At 55.1% G+C, this 14,666-nt stretch carries 15 protein-coding genes; 5 read left to right on the forward strand and 10 right to left on the reverse strand.

All coding sequences use genetic code 11. The features are described 5' to 3' along the window. Positions 1-128: 128 nt before the first annotated feature. The 4 genes from ACNT1W_RS12865 to ACNT1W_RS12880 form a co-directional block, all read right to left on the reverse strand. Positions 129-1,520 (reverse strand): L-cystine transporter, encoded by a 1,392-nt coding sequence (locus ACNT1W_RS12865; RefSeq protein WP_012144859.1) that lies wholly within the window; start codon positions 1,518-1,520, stop codon positions 129-131. 184 nt (positions 1,521-1,704) lie between these two features. Beyond that, positions 1,705-2,253 (reverse strand): metal-dependent hydrolase, encoded by a 549-nt coding sequence (locus ACNT1W_RS12870; protein WP_012144860.1) that lies wholly within the window; start codon positions 2,251-2,253, stop codon positions 1,705-1,707. Between the two features lie 396 nt (positions 2,254-2,649). Beyond that, positions 2,650-3,315 carry a hexitol phosphatase HxpB gene (gene hxpB / locus ACNT1W_RS12875; protein ID WP_135344375.1) on the reverse strand — a complete coding sequence of 222 codons (666 nt, stop codon included), beginning with the start codon at positions 3,313-3,315 and terminating at the stop codon, positions 2,650-2,652. A 65-nt stretch (positions 3,316-3,380) separates the two neighbouring features. Beyond that, a complete protein-coding gene (locus ACNT1W_RS12880; RefSeq protein ID WP_419245668.1) occupies positions 3,381-4,661 on the reverse strand; it encodes an HdeD family acid-resistance protein in 1,281 nt (426 codons plus the stop codon). Positions 4,662-4,856: 195 nt separating this feature from the next. On the opposite strand from ACNT1W_RS12880, the gene ACNT1W_RS12885 reads away from it, so the two are divergent. After that, a complete protein-coding gene (locus tag ACNT1W_RS12885; protein ID WP_419245669.1) occupies positions 4,857-5,417 on the forward strand; it encodes a YniB family protein in 561 nt (186 codons plus the stop codon). Between the two features lie 40 nt (positions 5,418-5,457). Here ACNT1W_RS12885 and ACNT1W_RS12890 read toward each other — a convergent pair whose 3' ends face one another. Further along, entirely contained in the window at positions 5,458-6,327 is an 870-nt protein-coding gene (locus ACNT1W_RS12890) for a fructosamine kinase family protein (RefSeq protein ID WP_419245670.1), read from the reverse strand. 264 nt (positions 6,328-6,591) lie between these two features. Here ACNT1W_RS12890 and ACNT1W_RS12895 point away from each other — a divergent pair, with 264 nt between their 5' ends. Next, complete coding sequence (locus tag ACNT1W_RS12895; RefSeq protein ID WP_012144865.1) at positions 6,592-7,041, forward strand: GNAT family N-acetyltransferase; 450 nt, start codon at positions 6,592-6,594, stop codon at positions 7,039-7,041. A gap of 37 nt (positions 7,042-7,078) precedes the next feature. On the opposite strand, the gene ACNT1W_RS12900 is transcribed toward ACNT1W_RS12895, so the two are convergent. The 5 genes from ACNT1W_RS12900 to ghoS form a co-directional block, all read right to left on the reverse strand. After that, positions 7,079-7,939, reverse strand: coding sequence for a metal ABC transporter permease (locus tag ACNT1W_RS12900; protein ID WP_012144866.1), 861 nt, complete (start codon positions 7,937-7,939; stop codon positions 7,079-7,081). Continuing rightward, positions 7,939-8,799, reverse strand: coding sequence for an iron/manganese ABC transporter permease subunit YfeC (gene yfeC / locus ACNT1W_RS12905; RefSeq protein WP_012144867.1), 861 nt, complete (start codon positions 8,797-8,799; stop codon positions 7,939-7,941). Before yfeC ends, ACNT1W_RS12900 begins: the two co-directional genes overlap by 1 nt. Beyond that, complete coding sequence (locus ACNT1W_RS12910) at positions 8,799-9,689, reverse strand: manganese/iron ABC transporter ATP-binding protein (protein WP_017892620.1); 891 nt, start codon at positions 9,687-9,689, stop codon at positions 8,799-8,801. The genes yfeC and ACNT1W_RS12910 overlap by 1 nt, the downstream gene beginning before the upstream one ends. Continuing rightward, positions 9,686-10,630: a metal ABC transporter substrate-binding protein gene (locus tag ACNT1W_RS12915; protein ID WP_419245671.1), complete on the reverse strand. Its 945-nt coding sequence runs from the start codon at positions 10,628-10,630 to the stop codon at positions 9,686-9,688. The genes ACNT1W_RS12910 and ACNT1W_RS12915 overlap by 4 nt, the downstream gene beginning before the upstream one ends. A gap of 131 nt (positions 10,631-10,761) precedes the next feature. Further along, positions 10,762-11,061, reverse strand: a complete 300-nt coding sequence (ghoS, locus tag ACNT1W_RS12920; RefSeq protein ID WP_012144870.1) for a type V toxin-antitoxin system endoribonuclease antitoxin GhoS — start codon at positions 11,059-11,061, stop codon at positions 10,762-10,764. Positions 11,062-11,170: 109 nt separating this feature from the next. Here ghoS and ACNT1W_RS12925 point away from each other — a divergent pair, with 109 nt between their 5' ends. From ACNT1W_RS12925 to ACNT1W_RS12935, 3 genes are all read left to right on the forward strand, one after another. Continuing rightward, the gene (locus tag ACNT1W_RS12925) at positions 11,171-11,836 is read left to right on the forward strand and encodes a transglycosylase SLT domain-containing protein (protein ID WP_017892622.1); all 666 of its coding nucleotides are present in this window, start codon (positions 11,171-11,173) and stop codon (positions 11,834-11,836) included. A gap of 309 nt (positions 11,837-12,145) precedes the next feature. Continuing rightward, complete coding sequence (locus tag ACNT1W_RS12930) at positions 12,146-12,871, forward strand: gluconate 2-dehydrogenase subunit 3 family protein (RefSeq protein WP_041418546.1); 726 nt, start codon at positions 12,146-12,148, stop codon at positions 12,869-12,871. 2 nt (positions 12,872-12,873) lie between these two features. After that, positions 12,874-14,655, forward strand: a complete 1,782-nt coding sequence (locus ACNT1W_RS12935) for a GMC family oxidoreductase (protein WP_026142344.1) — start codon at positions 12,874-12,876, stop codon at positions 14,653-14,655. Positions 14,656-14,666 lie beyond the last annotated feature (11 nt).

Below are 14,666 nucleotides of genomic sequence, written 5' to 3' on the forward strand. Positions count from 1 at the left end.
CGCGGGTTCGAATAATTCATGGCGTTGCCAGTTATGGGCAGCGCTTTTTTTATTTTAGATTTAGCGGTTTTTCAGACGAAAAAAAACCGGGGCCTGCTTCAGCCCCGGTTTTTTAATGCCGACGAAATTTACTGGTGAGCCAGTTCCACTTCGTCTTCGCTGTCCATAATGGACTTGTCGGTTTGCTTCATCAACTGACTGGTGATGGTACCGGCAGCCATAGAGCCGTTGACGTTCAGTGCGGTACGGCCCATGTCGATCAGCGGTTCAACCGAGATCAGCAGCGCAACCAGCGTAACTGGCAGGCCCATCGCCGGCAGCACGATCAGCGCGGCGAAAGTCGCACCGCCACCGACACCGGCAACGCCGGCGGAGCTGATGGTGACGATACCGACCAGGGTGGCGATCCACACCGGGTCCAGCGGATTAATACCGACGGTTGGGGCTACCATTACCGCCAGCATGGCCGGGTACAGACCGGCACAGCCGTTCTGGCCGATAGTGGCACCAAACGAGGCCGAGAAGCTGGCAATGGATTCAGGTACGCCCAAACGACGGGTCTGCGCTTCCACGTTCAGTGGAATGCTGGCGGCGCTGGAGCGGCTGGTAAAGGCGAAGGTGATCACCGGCCATACTTTGCGGAAGAACTTCAACGGGTTAACGCCGGTGAAGGCCAGCAGGGCGGCGTGCACGGCAAACATGATCGCCAGACCCAGATAGGAGGCGACGACGAAGCTACCCAGTTTGATGATGTCGTGGACGTTAGAGCCTGCGACCACTTTGGTCATCAGTGCCAGTACGCCGTATGGAGTCAGTTTCATCACCAGACGCACCAGCTTCATTACCCAGGCCTGCAGGGTATCGATCGCCACCAGCACGCGTTCGCCTTTAGGCTTGTCGTCTTTCAGCAACTGCAGCGACGCCACGCCGAGGAAGGTCGCGAAGATCACCACGCTGATGATTGAGGTCGGGCTGGCCCCGGTCAGATCGGCAAACGGGTTTTTAGGAATGAAGGACAGCACCATCTGCGGTACGGTCAGGTCGGCCAGTTTACCGACGTAGTTGCTTTGGATCGCTGACAGACGCGCGCTTTCTTGCGCCCCTTGCACCAGACCCTCGGCGGTCAGACCAAACAGGTTGGTCACCAGCACGCCCACCAGCGCCGAAATCAGCGTGGTGAACAGCAGGGTGCCAATCGTCAGGAAGCTGATTTTCCCCAGAGAAGAGGCGTTGTGCAGCTTGGCGACCGCGCTCAGAATTGAGGCGAACACCAGCGGCATCACAATCATTTGCAGCAGTTGTACATAGCCGTTACCGACAATGTTGAACCAGCTGATGGATTCTTTCAGTACCGGGTTGTCCGAGCCGTACACCAGTTGCAGCGCCAGACCGAACACCACGCCCATGACCAGGCCGACCAGTACTTTTTTCGCCAGGCTCCATTGCTTATGACGGCTTTGCGCCAACAGCAAAAGGAGGGCGACAAAAATCACCACGTTAATAACCAGCGGAAGATTCATCCCCAATGTCTCCAATTATTTTTTCTTATATAAAAATGGCTATGCACCAAGGCGTAGCGATACTAAATATCGTAACAGTTTGCGTAACGGCTCACTTATATCCAAATGGAATTTTATATAACTTTATTGGTGATTTTGTTTAATTAATAATCTTTACGGATATTAAATGGCCATTTTTTTGTGATCACAGTCTGATATTTTTTATTTGTTCAAAATAGGACTGCACAGGAATGGTGCAACCGCCTTGCCAGTAGATCGCAAAAGCCACCAGACACAGGCACAGAGCGCGCTCGAGTTGGTTGCCTTTCTGAGAATTTAGCAGCGGCAGGCGAAAACGCCAGCGACAGGGCCAAAGCAAGGGCACGCCGGCGGGGGTGAGCATATCTGCCAACAGGTGACTGAAGTAACCGATAATCATCGCATGCAGGACATCCGGCGGGATCGGCCAACTGCGTGGCACGTCAAGCTGGAACAGTGCCATGCCACCGGCGATCGCCAGCAGGCTATGAGTAAAACCACGATGGCCGAAGGCGCGTGAAATAGGAATGGCGATCCAGCGCAGGCGCTGGCCTAACACCGATTTGGGGTGATCGATATCAGGCAGCAACGAAGTCAGCAGAGCGGCGGGGATAATATGCCACCAGTCGCCGGTAGCAAGCGATGGTGTCACCTCAGCCTTCTTGGCGAAAATCGCGCAAGCGACAGAGAAAATAAGATGTCCTTCCGCGGTCATACTGCAATTCCGGCTGATAAACTGTTAATTTATCCAGTATATGGGAAAATTCCCAGTAGTGGAAGCAGTTACCCTGTAACCAATTGTTTATTTTATACGGTTTTACAACGGCTTGTTATCGTAAGCGGTTAATCGTTGTGCGTTTTTGATAGGGCCTGTTGAAAAGATGGGGGAAAGCACCGGGTGACGGGGTGAGGTTGCGTGGCAGTGACAGCCTGTACCGATCGCCCGGCGCTTTCTTATTGCCCTAGCATAGAGAGAGCGGCAGGTTAACTCAATATAAATGAAATGGTGTTTTATTTATTTTATGACGTAATGCGCTATTTTGAAATTAAGCGGTGATGGGGCTTAAAGGGGATGTGTAACGGCACCGGGAGCAGACCGATGCCGTGAAGATTATGCCAGGTGATCAGGTGTCAGCTGTTCCAGCGTTTCGAGCTTATGGTCGGCCAATGCCCAGCGCGCATCGTTGCGATACTCGTGCGCCGGGATAACGATCGAACGCATTCTGGCGGCTTTGGTGGCAATCATGCCGTTGAATGAATCTTCCAAAGTGATACAGCGCAGTGGATCACTGCCGAGACGTTCGGCGGCAATCAGATACACTTCGGGGTGCGGCTTGCTGTAAGGCAGATATTCGGCGGAAACCAATTGGTCAAAGTAACCTTCAAGGTCAAACATCTGCAGAACCTGTTGCTGCATGTGCAGCGGCGAAGCTGAGGCCAGGCCGATATTCAGATCCAGACTGCGGCACAGCTCCAGCGCCTGCTGCACGCCCGGCAACAGCGGCTGTTTTTCACGTACCAGTTCTATGGCGCGTTCGATGATCCGCGCTGAGACTTCCTCTTGCGAGACTCCTTGCCACGGCATGGCCTGGTACCACATTTTCACCACCAGATCGATGCGCAGACCCAGGGTATCCGGTAGCTTGTGGCGGTCAGACAAATCCAGCCCCAGTGCGCCAAAGATATCCAGTTCCGCCTGTAACCACAGGGGTTCTGAATCGATCAATAAACCATCCATATCAAAAATAGCGGTTTCAATGCGTTGCGAATAGGCCATTAGCGGTTAACTCCTTGCCGGCGCCGGTGAATGTGGCCAACACTTTATCATCGCTGACGGCGAGACTAAAACTTTTGCCTGCCGGGTTGAGCCCGGCCAAAGCGCAGGATACGCCACACTTTCCGCAGTTTTAACCACCAACGCTGATGTTGGCGCTCGGTGACCTGCTGTAGCATGCGCGCATAGTCCAGCACCAATCCTGGCGTCCAGGTCATGCTTTCGCCACGGCTGCGCAGCACCGCCAGCATCCACAGGTTGGGATCGAGCACCAGCAACAGAAAACGGCGCCACAAATGTTTATCGCCCAGAACGCCCTCCAGCGCGCTGTCGAGTGCCCGAATCACCGTGGTGGAACAGTTGCGACGGGTCAGGTTGTAGGTGGTGTCCTGCTGATAGTGCTGCCAGAAAGTGCGCAGCGCCGCGGGGTTATAGCGGTGAAACTGGATTTTTTTGTCCGGTGGGCACCAGGCAGCCACCTCTTGTTGCAGGCCCGGCAGAAAACGGCCGTCGACGTTGTTTTGCTCGCCGGAATGCAGCAACTGGCGAAAATCCTGTGCGGAGTGGCTGATATCGTTAAGCGGATAGTGGCTAATATACAGATCCGGATCGAGCGCCAGAGCGGCATGACCGGTGGAAATATTACCGCCGCCGTCTACCGCAGCGATGTAGCGGTCGACGATGTAACGTCGGCGCGCGTCCTTTGCCGAACCTATTGGCGTCCAGACGTACACGTTGAGCGGGGTGATATCATGCGTCCATTGTGGTTCGGGCTGACCCTGATTCTGATTCAGCGAAAAGCTTTCCAGTCGCCGTGCAATACGCAGCAGCGCCCAACCGGAAAGCAGGATCATTACGCCAAGGCAAAAGGGTACCGTCATCCGGTGCGGCACCGGCCAGCCGACGAAAATCATCAGCGACAGCAGAATTTCGCCGCTGCCGGCCAGCGCTACCGGTTTCCATCGGCTGTGCTGGATCACCGTGGAGGAGGCGATACGTACCGCGCCGTCAAGCAACAGTGCGCTGCCAAACACCAGCGTGGCGACGATGTTATCGTCTGCGGGCACGTCCAGTATCAAAAAGGCCATAAACAAGAAGCTCAGCCCTTTCAGCAGCACCGGTCGGCTGGCGGCAGAGCCAATCACCAACGCGGCGGATATCGCCACCAGCCCCTCCAGCGCCAGCATGATGGCCAAGGCATCTAACGCCAGCACCGAACGACCATCTTGCAACACATCAAACAGCATCAGTACGCCCACGCAGATCCACAACCAGCCGAACAGCATCAGCAGGCGGCGCTGGCCGTGCAGCGCCTGCGCGCCCAGCAATAAGATAATCAGCCGAATCATGGCGGCTCCTGTTTAAACGGATTGATTTAACTATATAACTATTTAATGGTAACGCGCGGTCATCGTTAAGCTGTTGATTTCGGATAATCCCGGCTACGCTTGTAGCACAGTAACGGTGAAGAAAACGGTGGGCGAGTTTCAGTAACTACAGGTAGACTTAGCCAATTACGGTTACGTCGCTTACAAGGGGAACACATGACGTATCAACAGGCTGGGCGCATCGCCATTATCAAACGTATTCTTGGCTGGGTGGTTTTTATCCCTGCGTTACTGTCGACGCTGATCTCAATGTTGATGTTTGTTTATCAGCACAGCGAAAAGACTAAAGGCATCAATGCGGTAATGCTGGATTTTGTCCACGTGATGGTCGATATGGTGCGCTTCAATACGCCGTTCCTGAATATCTTCTGGTATAACTCGCCGGTTCCTGACGTAGAAAAAAGCCTGTTCAGCGGCGCTAATTTCATGTTTATCGTGATTTATATTCTGATTTTCGTCGGGCTGGCTTTGCAGGCTTCAGGTGCGCGCATGTCGCGTCAGGTGAAGTTTATTCGCGAAGGCCTGGAAGACCAGATGATCCTCGAACAGGCCAAGGGCAGCGATGGGCACACCCGCGCGCAGTTGGAAGAACGTATCACGTTGCCGCACCACACCATTTTGCTGCAATACTTCCCGCTGTACATTTTGCCGGTGGTGATTGCGGTGATCGCCTGGTTTGTCATCAAACTGCTGGGCCAACTGGCCGGCGCGGCTTAAGGTGAGATGAAGTTGAGGCGCTGGGTTCAGCGCCTCGATTTTATTGCGGCTGGGAATGCAGCAGGGCTTCTACCGCGCGCTGGGCCTTAACCAGATGCTGACCGCCAAACAGATTGCTGCGGTTGAGCAGGTAATACAGTTGATACAGCGGCTGACGTTCGATAAATCCATTCTCCAAAGGCCAGACGCTCTGGTAGCCGTCATAAATCTGCGGCGGCAACTCCGGGTACAGTGGCAGCATCGCCAAATCACACTCTCTGTCTCCCCAATAGCAGGCCGGATCAAACAGCAAGGGGCCGTTGGCGGTTAAAGCGCAGTTGGCCGGCCATAAATCGCCATGCAGCAGTGAAGGCTGCGGCTGATGGTGCTGCAGGCGCAGATACACCGCGTCAACAATCTCATCAATATCCCCGAAGGTCATGCCTTTCTCTGCCGCCATCTGCAACTGCCAGCCAATGCGCTGCTCGGCAAAAAATTCAGACCAGCGGCGCTGCCAGGCGTTGGGTTGCGGAGTGGTGGACAAATCGTTGTCGAAGTCGAGGCCGAACTGCGGCTGTTCGCTCCATTGGTGCAGATGAGCCAGTTGCTGGCCAAGACAGTAGGCGCCGTGGGCATCAAAGGGTTTCAGGGGTTGGTATTCCAGCAGCAGGAAGCTGTAGTCGCGATCGCTGCCGACGCCGTACACCTGCGGCACCCGCACCGTTTTACTGCGGGCAAGTAACTCCAACTGGTCGGCCTCGGCGGTAAAGATCGGCAACAGTTCCCGGGCATCGCATTTGACAAACACCTGGTGCTCACCGTAATTCACACGCCATGCCGGGTGAATATCGCCCCCGGGCAGTTCGGTTCTTTCGCGGATTTCTGCGCTGCCAAGATGTTCACTTAACAGACGGCTAACGGCTTGCCACATGGTACACCCCCTCTGTGTTGCCTGCGAATTCATTAGGTTAGCGTCTTTAGCCTGAAGAAAACACGACCTGGCGCACAGCTGGCACCATCAATTGGCGATTTTCTCGCCACCCGCGTTTGCTCAAAGTATATACGCTATTGATTAATTTAAGTACGGCGCATGTTGCAACTTGCCGGCGGGAGGGCGATGTTTATCAGGCCAGCTGCGGCTGAGACAAGGGGGGTTTTTATTGATGTCTTTTACTATCAATGAGATGAGAAATTCATGGAGCAAAACCAGCAGTGGCAACGCGGTGAATACCGAATCAACAGTGATAAAAGTGAATTAAATATCGTCTTTACCCACGCTTTTTTGACCACCTCGACCTGGGCGAGTGGCATTTCGCTGGCGACGGTGCAGTTGTCCATCGACAATAGCCTGTGTTTTGGTTTGTATCATCAGCAACAACAGATTGGCTTTGCCCGTCTGGTTACGGATTACGCCACTTTTGGCTACCTGTGTGATGTGTTTGTCTCGCCGGATTACCAGGGACAAGGGCTGGCGCGTTGGCTGATGGATTGCACGTTGGAACACCCTGTGCTGCAACGGCTGCGGCGGATAATGCTGGTGACGGGCACTGCGCCGTGGCTGTATCAGAAAGTGGGTTATGAAGCGGTGAATCGTGAGGATTTTGTCTGGCACATTGTCCGGCCGGATATCTACCAGCAGCAGTAACATCAGGCGGCGGTGCTATTGCGCACCGCCGCCTGTTTCAGGACTTGGCGTTGAGCAAATCGTTATCGTGACGTTGTAACGGCCTGAACTTGCTGTAGAGCAGGGCGACCACAAACAGAATCGCCTGTACGATCACAATGCAGGGGCCGGTAGCGCCGTCGATGTGGAAGCTGATCAAGGTGCCGAGCACGCAGGAGAACACCGAAACCACCGTGGCGACCATCAACATGCGATCAAAGCTGCGGCACAGCATAAAGGCAATAATCCCTGGAGCGATCAGCATCGCAATTACCAGAATCACCCCCACCGCCTGCAGCGAAGCGACAATGGTCAGCGCCAGCAGGCACAGTAACCCGTAGTGCAACAGCTTCACCGGCAGACCAATCACCCTGGCATGGTTGGGATCGAAACAGTAGAGCATCAGATCTTTGCGCTTTAGCAGCACCACCAACAGGGTAATACCGGCCATCAACAGCGTCTGTTTCAGTTCGGCATCGGTAATGCCCAGCATATTGCCGAACAGAATGTGGCTCAGATGCTGATCGGTATCGACGCGCGAAAACAACACCAGCCCGAAGGCGAACATGCCAGAGAACACGATGCCCATCACCGTATCCTCTTTCACCCGGCTGTTTTCTTTCAGATATCCGGTGGCGACCGCGCAGAAAATACCGGAGAAAAACGCGCCGATCACCACCGGGATACCGAGCACGAACGCCAGCACGATGCCGGGCAGCACCGCATGCGAAATGGCATCGCCCATCAGCGACCAGCCCTTGAGCACCAGATAACAGGACAGTACCGCACAGACTACGCCAGTGACGATAGCGGCCAGGATCGCCCGCTGCATAAACGGATAGGCGAACGGTTCGCTGAGCAGTTGATACAGAGTTTCCATCAGTGGCCTCCGGTCTGTTCACGCGCCACGCGGCGTTTGGATGCCAGCAGGCCGTGTTTCGGGGCGAAGAAAAAGGCGGCCAGGAACACCAGCGTCTGCAGGGTCACGATCACCCCACCGGTCGCGCCGTCGAGGAAGAAGCTCAGGTAGGCCCCGAAGCTGCTGGTTAATGCGCCGATCACGATGGCAATGATCACCAACCGACTGAAACGGTCGGTCAGCAGATAGGCGGTTGCCCCCGGCGTGATGACCATGGCGATCACCAAAATCGCACCGACGGTTTGTAATGCCGCCACGGTGCAGGCGCTGAGCAGGGTGAAGAACAGGATCTTCAGCCGCAGCGGCGACAGGCCGATCGACACCGCGTGGTTTTCGTCAAAGAACACCGCCAGCAGATCTTTCCACACCAGGCACAGGATCAGCAGCGATACGCCGATGATAATCTCGACCTGCAACACGTCTTCGTCGGCGATGCCGAGAATATTGCCGAAGATAATCGACTGCACGTTAACCGAGGTTGGGTTGAGCGAAACGATCAGCAGGCCGACGGCGAAGAAGGTGGAAAAGATAAAGCCGATAATCGCGTCTTCACGCAGGCGAGTGACGTGGCGCACCAGCGTCATCGCCAGCGCGGCCAGCATGCCGGTAAAGAAGGCACCCGCGGCGTAGGGCAGGCCCAGCGCATAGGCACCCGCGACCCCAGGCACCACCGAGTGCGACAACGCGTCGCCCATCAGCGACCAGCCTTTCAGCATCAGGTAAGCCGACAGGAACGCACAGGCGGCGCCGACGATGGCGCTGACCCAGATGGCCTTGACCATGTAGTTGTAACTGAAGGGTTGCAGCAGAAGTTCCAGCATCAGGGTTGTTTCTCCTTTGGCTGGCTTTGCGCAGGCGGGTCACTCTTGGTATGGCCGTAGAACACCGCCGGGCGCTCGTCATCGGTCAACACCGTCAGGGTGCGCGGATCGTTGTCGTCGTGCAGATCCGGGCCGGACAGGTTGATATGGCGCAGTACGCCGCCGAAGGCCTGTTCCAGGTTGCTCTGGGTAAAGGTGGTTTCGGTCGGCCCCGCGGCCAGCACCGTGCGGTTAATCAGGATCACCCGATCGCAAAACTCCGGCACGCTGCCCAGGTTATGGGTGGAAACCAGGATCAGGTGGCCTTCATCGCGCAACGCGCGCAGTAGATCAATAATGGCATTCTCGGTTTTGACGTCGACGCCGGTAAAGGGCTCGTCCAGCAGCAGCACCGTGCCTTGCTGAGCCAGCGCCCGCGCCAGAAAGACGCGTTTTTTCTGCCCGCCGGAAAGCTCACCAATCTGGCGAGAGCGCAGTTCGCTCAGGCCAACGCGCTCCAGCGCCTTATCGACCCGCAACCGGTCTTCCTTGGAAGGAATACGCAGGAAGTTCATCTTGCCGTAGCGGCCCATCATCACCACGTCTTCCACCAACACCGGGAAATTCCAGTCAACCTCTTCGGTTTGCGGGACATAGGCAATCACGTTTTTCTTCAGCGCCTGCGCGACCGGCTGTTCGTTGAGCTGTACGCGGCCGCTGGTGGGCCTGACCAGCCCCATAATGCTTTTAAACAGGGTTGACTTACCGCTGCCGTTGACGCCAACCAGCGCGCAGATGGCACCGCCACTCAGGGTGAAACTGGCGTTGTGGATCGCGGTATGGCCGTTGTTGTAAGTGACGGTAACGTCGTCCACGCTCAATTCAGGGCGGACAAAAACCTCGGTGGTCATTGATCAAATCCTTTGGCAATGGTTTGTACGGTGATATTGAGCAGGTCAATATAAGTCGGCACCGGGCCACCCTGAGCAGACAGTGAATCGACATAGAGTACGCCGCCGTATTTTGCACCGGTCTCTTTGGCGACCTGTTTGGCAGGTTTGTCGGAAATGGTGCTTTCGCTGAATACCACCGGGATGTGGTTGGCGCGCACGGCGTCGATCACCCGGCGAACCTGCTGCGGTGAGCCTTGCTCATCGGCGTTGATTGGCCACAGATACACTTCTTTCAACTGATAGTCTTTTGCCAGATAGCTGAAGGCACCTTCACTGGTCACCAACCAACGCTGGGCTGCCGGGATGCGTGCCAGACGTTCGCGCAGCGGTGCGTCCAACGCGGCAATTTTGGCGGCATAGGCCTTGGCATTGCGGTTATAGGTTTCTGCGTTGGCCGGGTCGTGTTGCACCAGCGCCTTACGAATATTCTCGATATACACCAGCGCGTTGCTGGCGGACATCCAGGCGTGAGGATTTGCATTGCCGTTATACGGCCCTTCGCGGATCGGCAGCGGGGTGATGCCTTCGGTGACGACCGCAGCCGGCACCTGTTTGATGTTCTCGAAGAAGCGCTGGAACCAGCGTTCCAGATTCATGCCGTTCCACAGGATCAGGTCGGCGTGCTGCGCCTTGACGATATCGCGCGGCGTCGGTTGGTAATCGTGGATTTCTGCGCCCGGTTTGGTGATCGACTCTACCACGGCGGCGTCACCGGCCACGTTCTGGGCGATATCCTGAATAATGGTAAAGGTGGTTACAACGCGCAGTTTTTTTTCTGCCAATGCGGCCTGGCTGGCGAGGCCGGCAGTCAGTAACAGGCACAGCAGGGCGACAGGGCGGAAAAGGCTGCAGGGCTTAATAATGGATAGGCGGGGAAAAGCGCGTTGTTTCATAAACATGGTGACATCTCCTGGCTCAAATGAAAATGATTATCAATATCAACTAGAGCAAAGTCAAGCGTCACCTGCCGGCTGACTGCCGGTTATTTACTCAATGGAAAAAATAATACCACCCGGTGAGTTATAGCATTTTATGTATCAGTATGTAACCGCTTAGCGTAATCGTCGTAGGTGACAATATCGACCTCCGGAGTCTTACCCAACGCGACCTGCCCAAGCTTCTGTGCCAGTAGTTGCACATCCTGTTGATCCAGTGGGGTTATCAGCGCAAAACTGTTGCTGCCCAGTTCGTGCGGAACGCCATTTTCGTCTGCCACCGACGTGACAAATCCCTGAAGGGTTAATTGTCCTGTCAGCTTGGCCAAATCAGCTAATCCTTCTTCCTGATAGCGAAAAGTCACCACAAAACACGTTGTTGCAGATTGACTCATAAATCACCTCTTGGTATACGAGTAGCTTGAGATTAGACCAAAAAAAGCGTACAGGCGTCCTTACAAGTTGTATATGCTACGCAACTCATTGAAAGGAGTGAGGGATTCTGTGAAAACAAAAATAGGTTGCCTGACGGCAATTTTGCTTTTGTCGGGTTGTGCCAAAGACCCGCAAACAGCAACCAATATTTCAGGCAGTGGCACATCGCGTGGCGGTTGGTTAAAGACTCCCCCGCAGGCTCCGGTTAACCGTACAGGGACACCGATAGCCTATAACGATTACATTCGTCAGGCCGCTAACAGCTATGGCGTTGACGAAACGCTGATTAAAGCGATTATTCAGGTGGAATCCGGGTTTAACCCGAATGCAGTCAGCACCTCAAACGCAGTGGGATTAATGCAGCTGAAACCTTCAACCGCCGGGCGTGACGCCTATCGTCTGAAAGGAAGAAGCGGGCAGCCAAGCTCGCGTGAGTTGAAGGATCCGGCGGTTAATATTGATCTGGGAACGGCCTATATCAATATTCTTCAAAGCCAGCAGCTAGCCGGGATCAACGATCCACAGACGTTACGTTACGCCACCATTGTTTCTTATGTGAATGGAGCGGGCGCCATGCTACGGACCTTCTCATCGGACAAGCGCGTAGCGGTGAATCGTATCAATCAGATGAGCCCGGATGAGTTCTATCAGCATATCCAGAAAAAGCATCCGGCCCCGCAGGCGCCGCGCTATTTATGGAAGGTGACCACCGCCTACCAGGCAATGTCACCCTAGTTCAGATTTCTTTGCTAAACCGGCCTCTTAATGGGGCCGGTTTTTTTATTGGCGCGAGGTAAAATCGCGATGCACTTCTCATTTTTCGTTATTTCCCATCCTGTTACCTAAAAAACCGCACGAATAGTTAATTTTACATTAACCCGCAAATCTTTACGTTCATTCAATAAGTTACCGGTAACATCGTGGCGTTTGGTCACATTTTGGGCTTCAATAAATATACAAATAAGTAACAATTTATGTTTAAAACCCGCATCGACCGCAAGGTTGAGGTTAAATAGTTGTGATTATCTTTGGATGGAATGTGATATGTCGGACGATAAAACTAACAATTCACGGCGCGATTTCCTGTTGAAATCGATGACTTTAATCCCCGCAGCGGTGATTGGCGGCAGTGGCGTTAGCGCGCTGACAGCCTCAATACCGGCGGTCGCGGCAACAGACACCCCAAAACCAAGCGACTACCAGCCTACCTTCTTTACCCCGGAAGAGTGGGCCTTCGTCAAGGCGGCTGTGGCACGCCTGATCCCGGCCGACGATCGTGGCCCAGGCGCGCTGGAAGCCGGCGTGCCGGAGTTTATCGATCGTCAGATGAACACTCCGTACGCGACCGGATCCATCTGGTATATGCAGGGGCCGTTTAACCCGGATGTCCCGAAGGAAATGGGTTACCAACTGCCGCTGGTGCCGAAACAGATCTACAACCTGGGTATCGCCGATGCCGATGCCTACTGCAAGAAAACCGCCGGTAAACCTTTTGCCGAGCTGGACGTCGCACAGCAGGACGCGCTGTTGCAGAAATTTGAGTCCGGCGAAGCGGAATTCGCGCAGTTGCCTGCCAAACTGTTCTTCTCCTACCTGCTGCAAAACACCCGCGAAGGTTTCTTCAGCGACCCGATCCATGGCGGTAATAAAGACATGGTCGGTTGGAAGCTGATTAATTTTCCGGGCGCACGCGCCGACTTTATGGACTGGGTTGAGCGAGGGGAACGTTATCCCTTACCCCCGGTATCAATTCGTGGGGAGAGGGGGTAACAATGGCAACGGTAATGAAAAAAGTAGACGCGGTGATCGTCGGCTTCGGCTGGGTGGGCGCTATTATGGCCAAAGAATTGACCGAGGCCGGGCTGAACGTGGTGGCGCTGGAACGCGGCCCGATGCGCGATACCTATCCGGACGGCTCCTACCCGCAGGTGATCGACGAACTGACCTATAACATTCGCCGCAAACTGTTCCAGGATTTGTCAAAAAGCACCGTGACCATTCGTCATAATACCAGCCAGACGGCGGTGCCTTACCGTCAGTTGGCGGCGTTCTTGCCGGGTACCGGCGTGGGTGGTGCAGGCCTGCACTGGTCTGGCGTGCATTTCCGGGTCGATCCGATTGAATTGCGCATGCGCAGTCACTACGAAGAACGTTACGGCAAGAGTTTCATCCCGAAAGACATGACCATTCAGGATTTCGGTGTCAGCTACGCCGAGCTGGAGCCGTTCTTCGACAAAGCGGAGAAAGTGTTCGGCACTTCCGGCACCGCCTGGACCATCAAAGGCCAGAAAGTGGGCCAAAAGGGCGGTAACCCGTTTGCCGGTGACCGTTCCGATGACTTCCCGTTGCCGGCGCAGAAAAATACTTTCTCCGCCCAGATGTTCGAGAAAGCCGCGCGAGACGTGGGATACCATCCTTATAACCTGCCTTCTGCCAACACCTCTGATTCCTATACCAACCCGTATGGCGCGCAGATGGGGCCGTGCAACTTCTGCGGTTTCTGTAGCGGTTACGCCTGCTATATGTATTCCAAAGCCTCGCCGAACGTCAATATTCTGCCGGCATTGCGCATGGAAAAACGCTTCGAGCTGCGCACCAACGCCAACGTGTTGAAAGTGAACCTGACCGCCGACAAGTCTCGTGCGACCGGTGTGAATTACATTGATGCGCAGGGCCGTGAAGTCGAACAGCCGGCCGAACTGGTGATCCTGGGCGCGTTCCAGTTCCACAATGTTCACCTGATGCTGCTGTCCGGCATCGGCAAACCTTACGATCCGGTGACCGGCGAAGGGGTGGTTGGGCGTAACTTCGCCTATCAGAACATGACCACCATCAAGGCGTTCTTCGACAAGGACGTGTTCACTAACCCGTTCATCGGCGCCGGCGGTAACGGTGTGGGTGTGGACGACTTCAACGCCGACAACTTTGACCATGCCGAGGCAGGCTTTGTTGGCGGTTCGCCGTTCTGGGTCAACCAGGCGGGCACCAAACCGATCTCCGGCTTGCCAACCCCTCCGGGTACCCCGACCTGGGGCAGTAAGTGGAAAGCGGCGGTGGCAGATGCCTATACCCATCATGTCTCGATGGATGCCCACGGCGCGCACCAGTCTTATCGCAGCAACTATCTGGATCTCGATCCTACCTATAAGAACGTGTTCGGCCAGCCGCTGCTGCGCATGACGTTCGACTGGCAGGAAAACGACGTCAAGATGTCGCAATTTATGTACGAGAAAATGGCGCCGATCGCCAAGGCCATGAACCCGAAACTGATCTCCGGCAGCCCAAAAAATGCCGACAGCCATTTCGATACCACCAGCTACCAAACCACCCATATGAACGGCGGTGCGGTGATGGGCGAAGATCCGAACACCAGCGCGGTGAACCGCTATCTGCAGAGCTGGGACGTGCATAACGTATTCTCGATCGGCGCGTCGGCCTTCCCGCAGGGGCTGGGTTACAACCCGACCGGCACCGTGGCCGCGTTGGCTTACTGGTCTGCACGCGCTATTCGCGAGCAGTATCTGAAAAACCCAGGCCCTTTGGTGCAGGCATAAGGACGGCGACT

Source organism: Serratia sp. NFX21, assembly GCF_048517035.1.
In the GTDB taxonomy this organism is placed as follows: domain Bacteria; phylum Pseudomonadota; class Gammaproteobacteria; order Enterobacterales; family Enterobacteriaceae; genus Serratia; species Serratia quinivorans.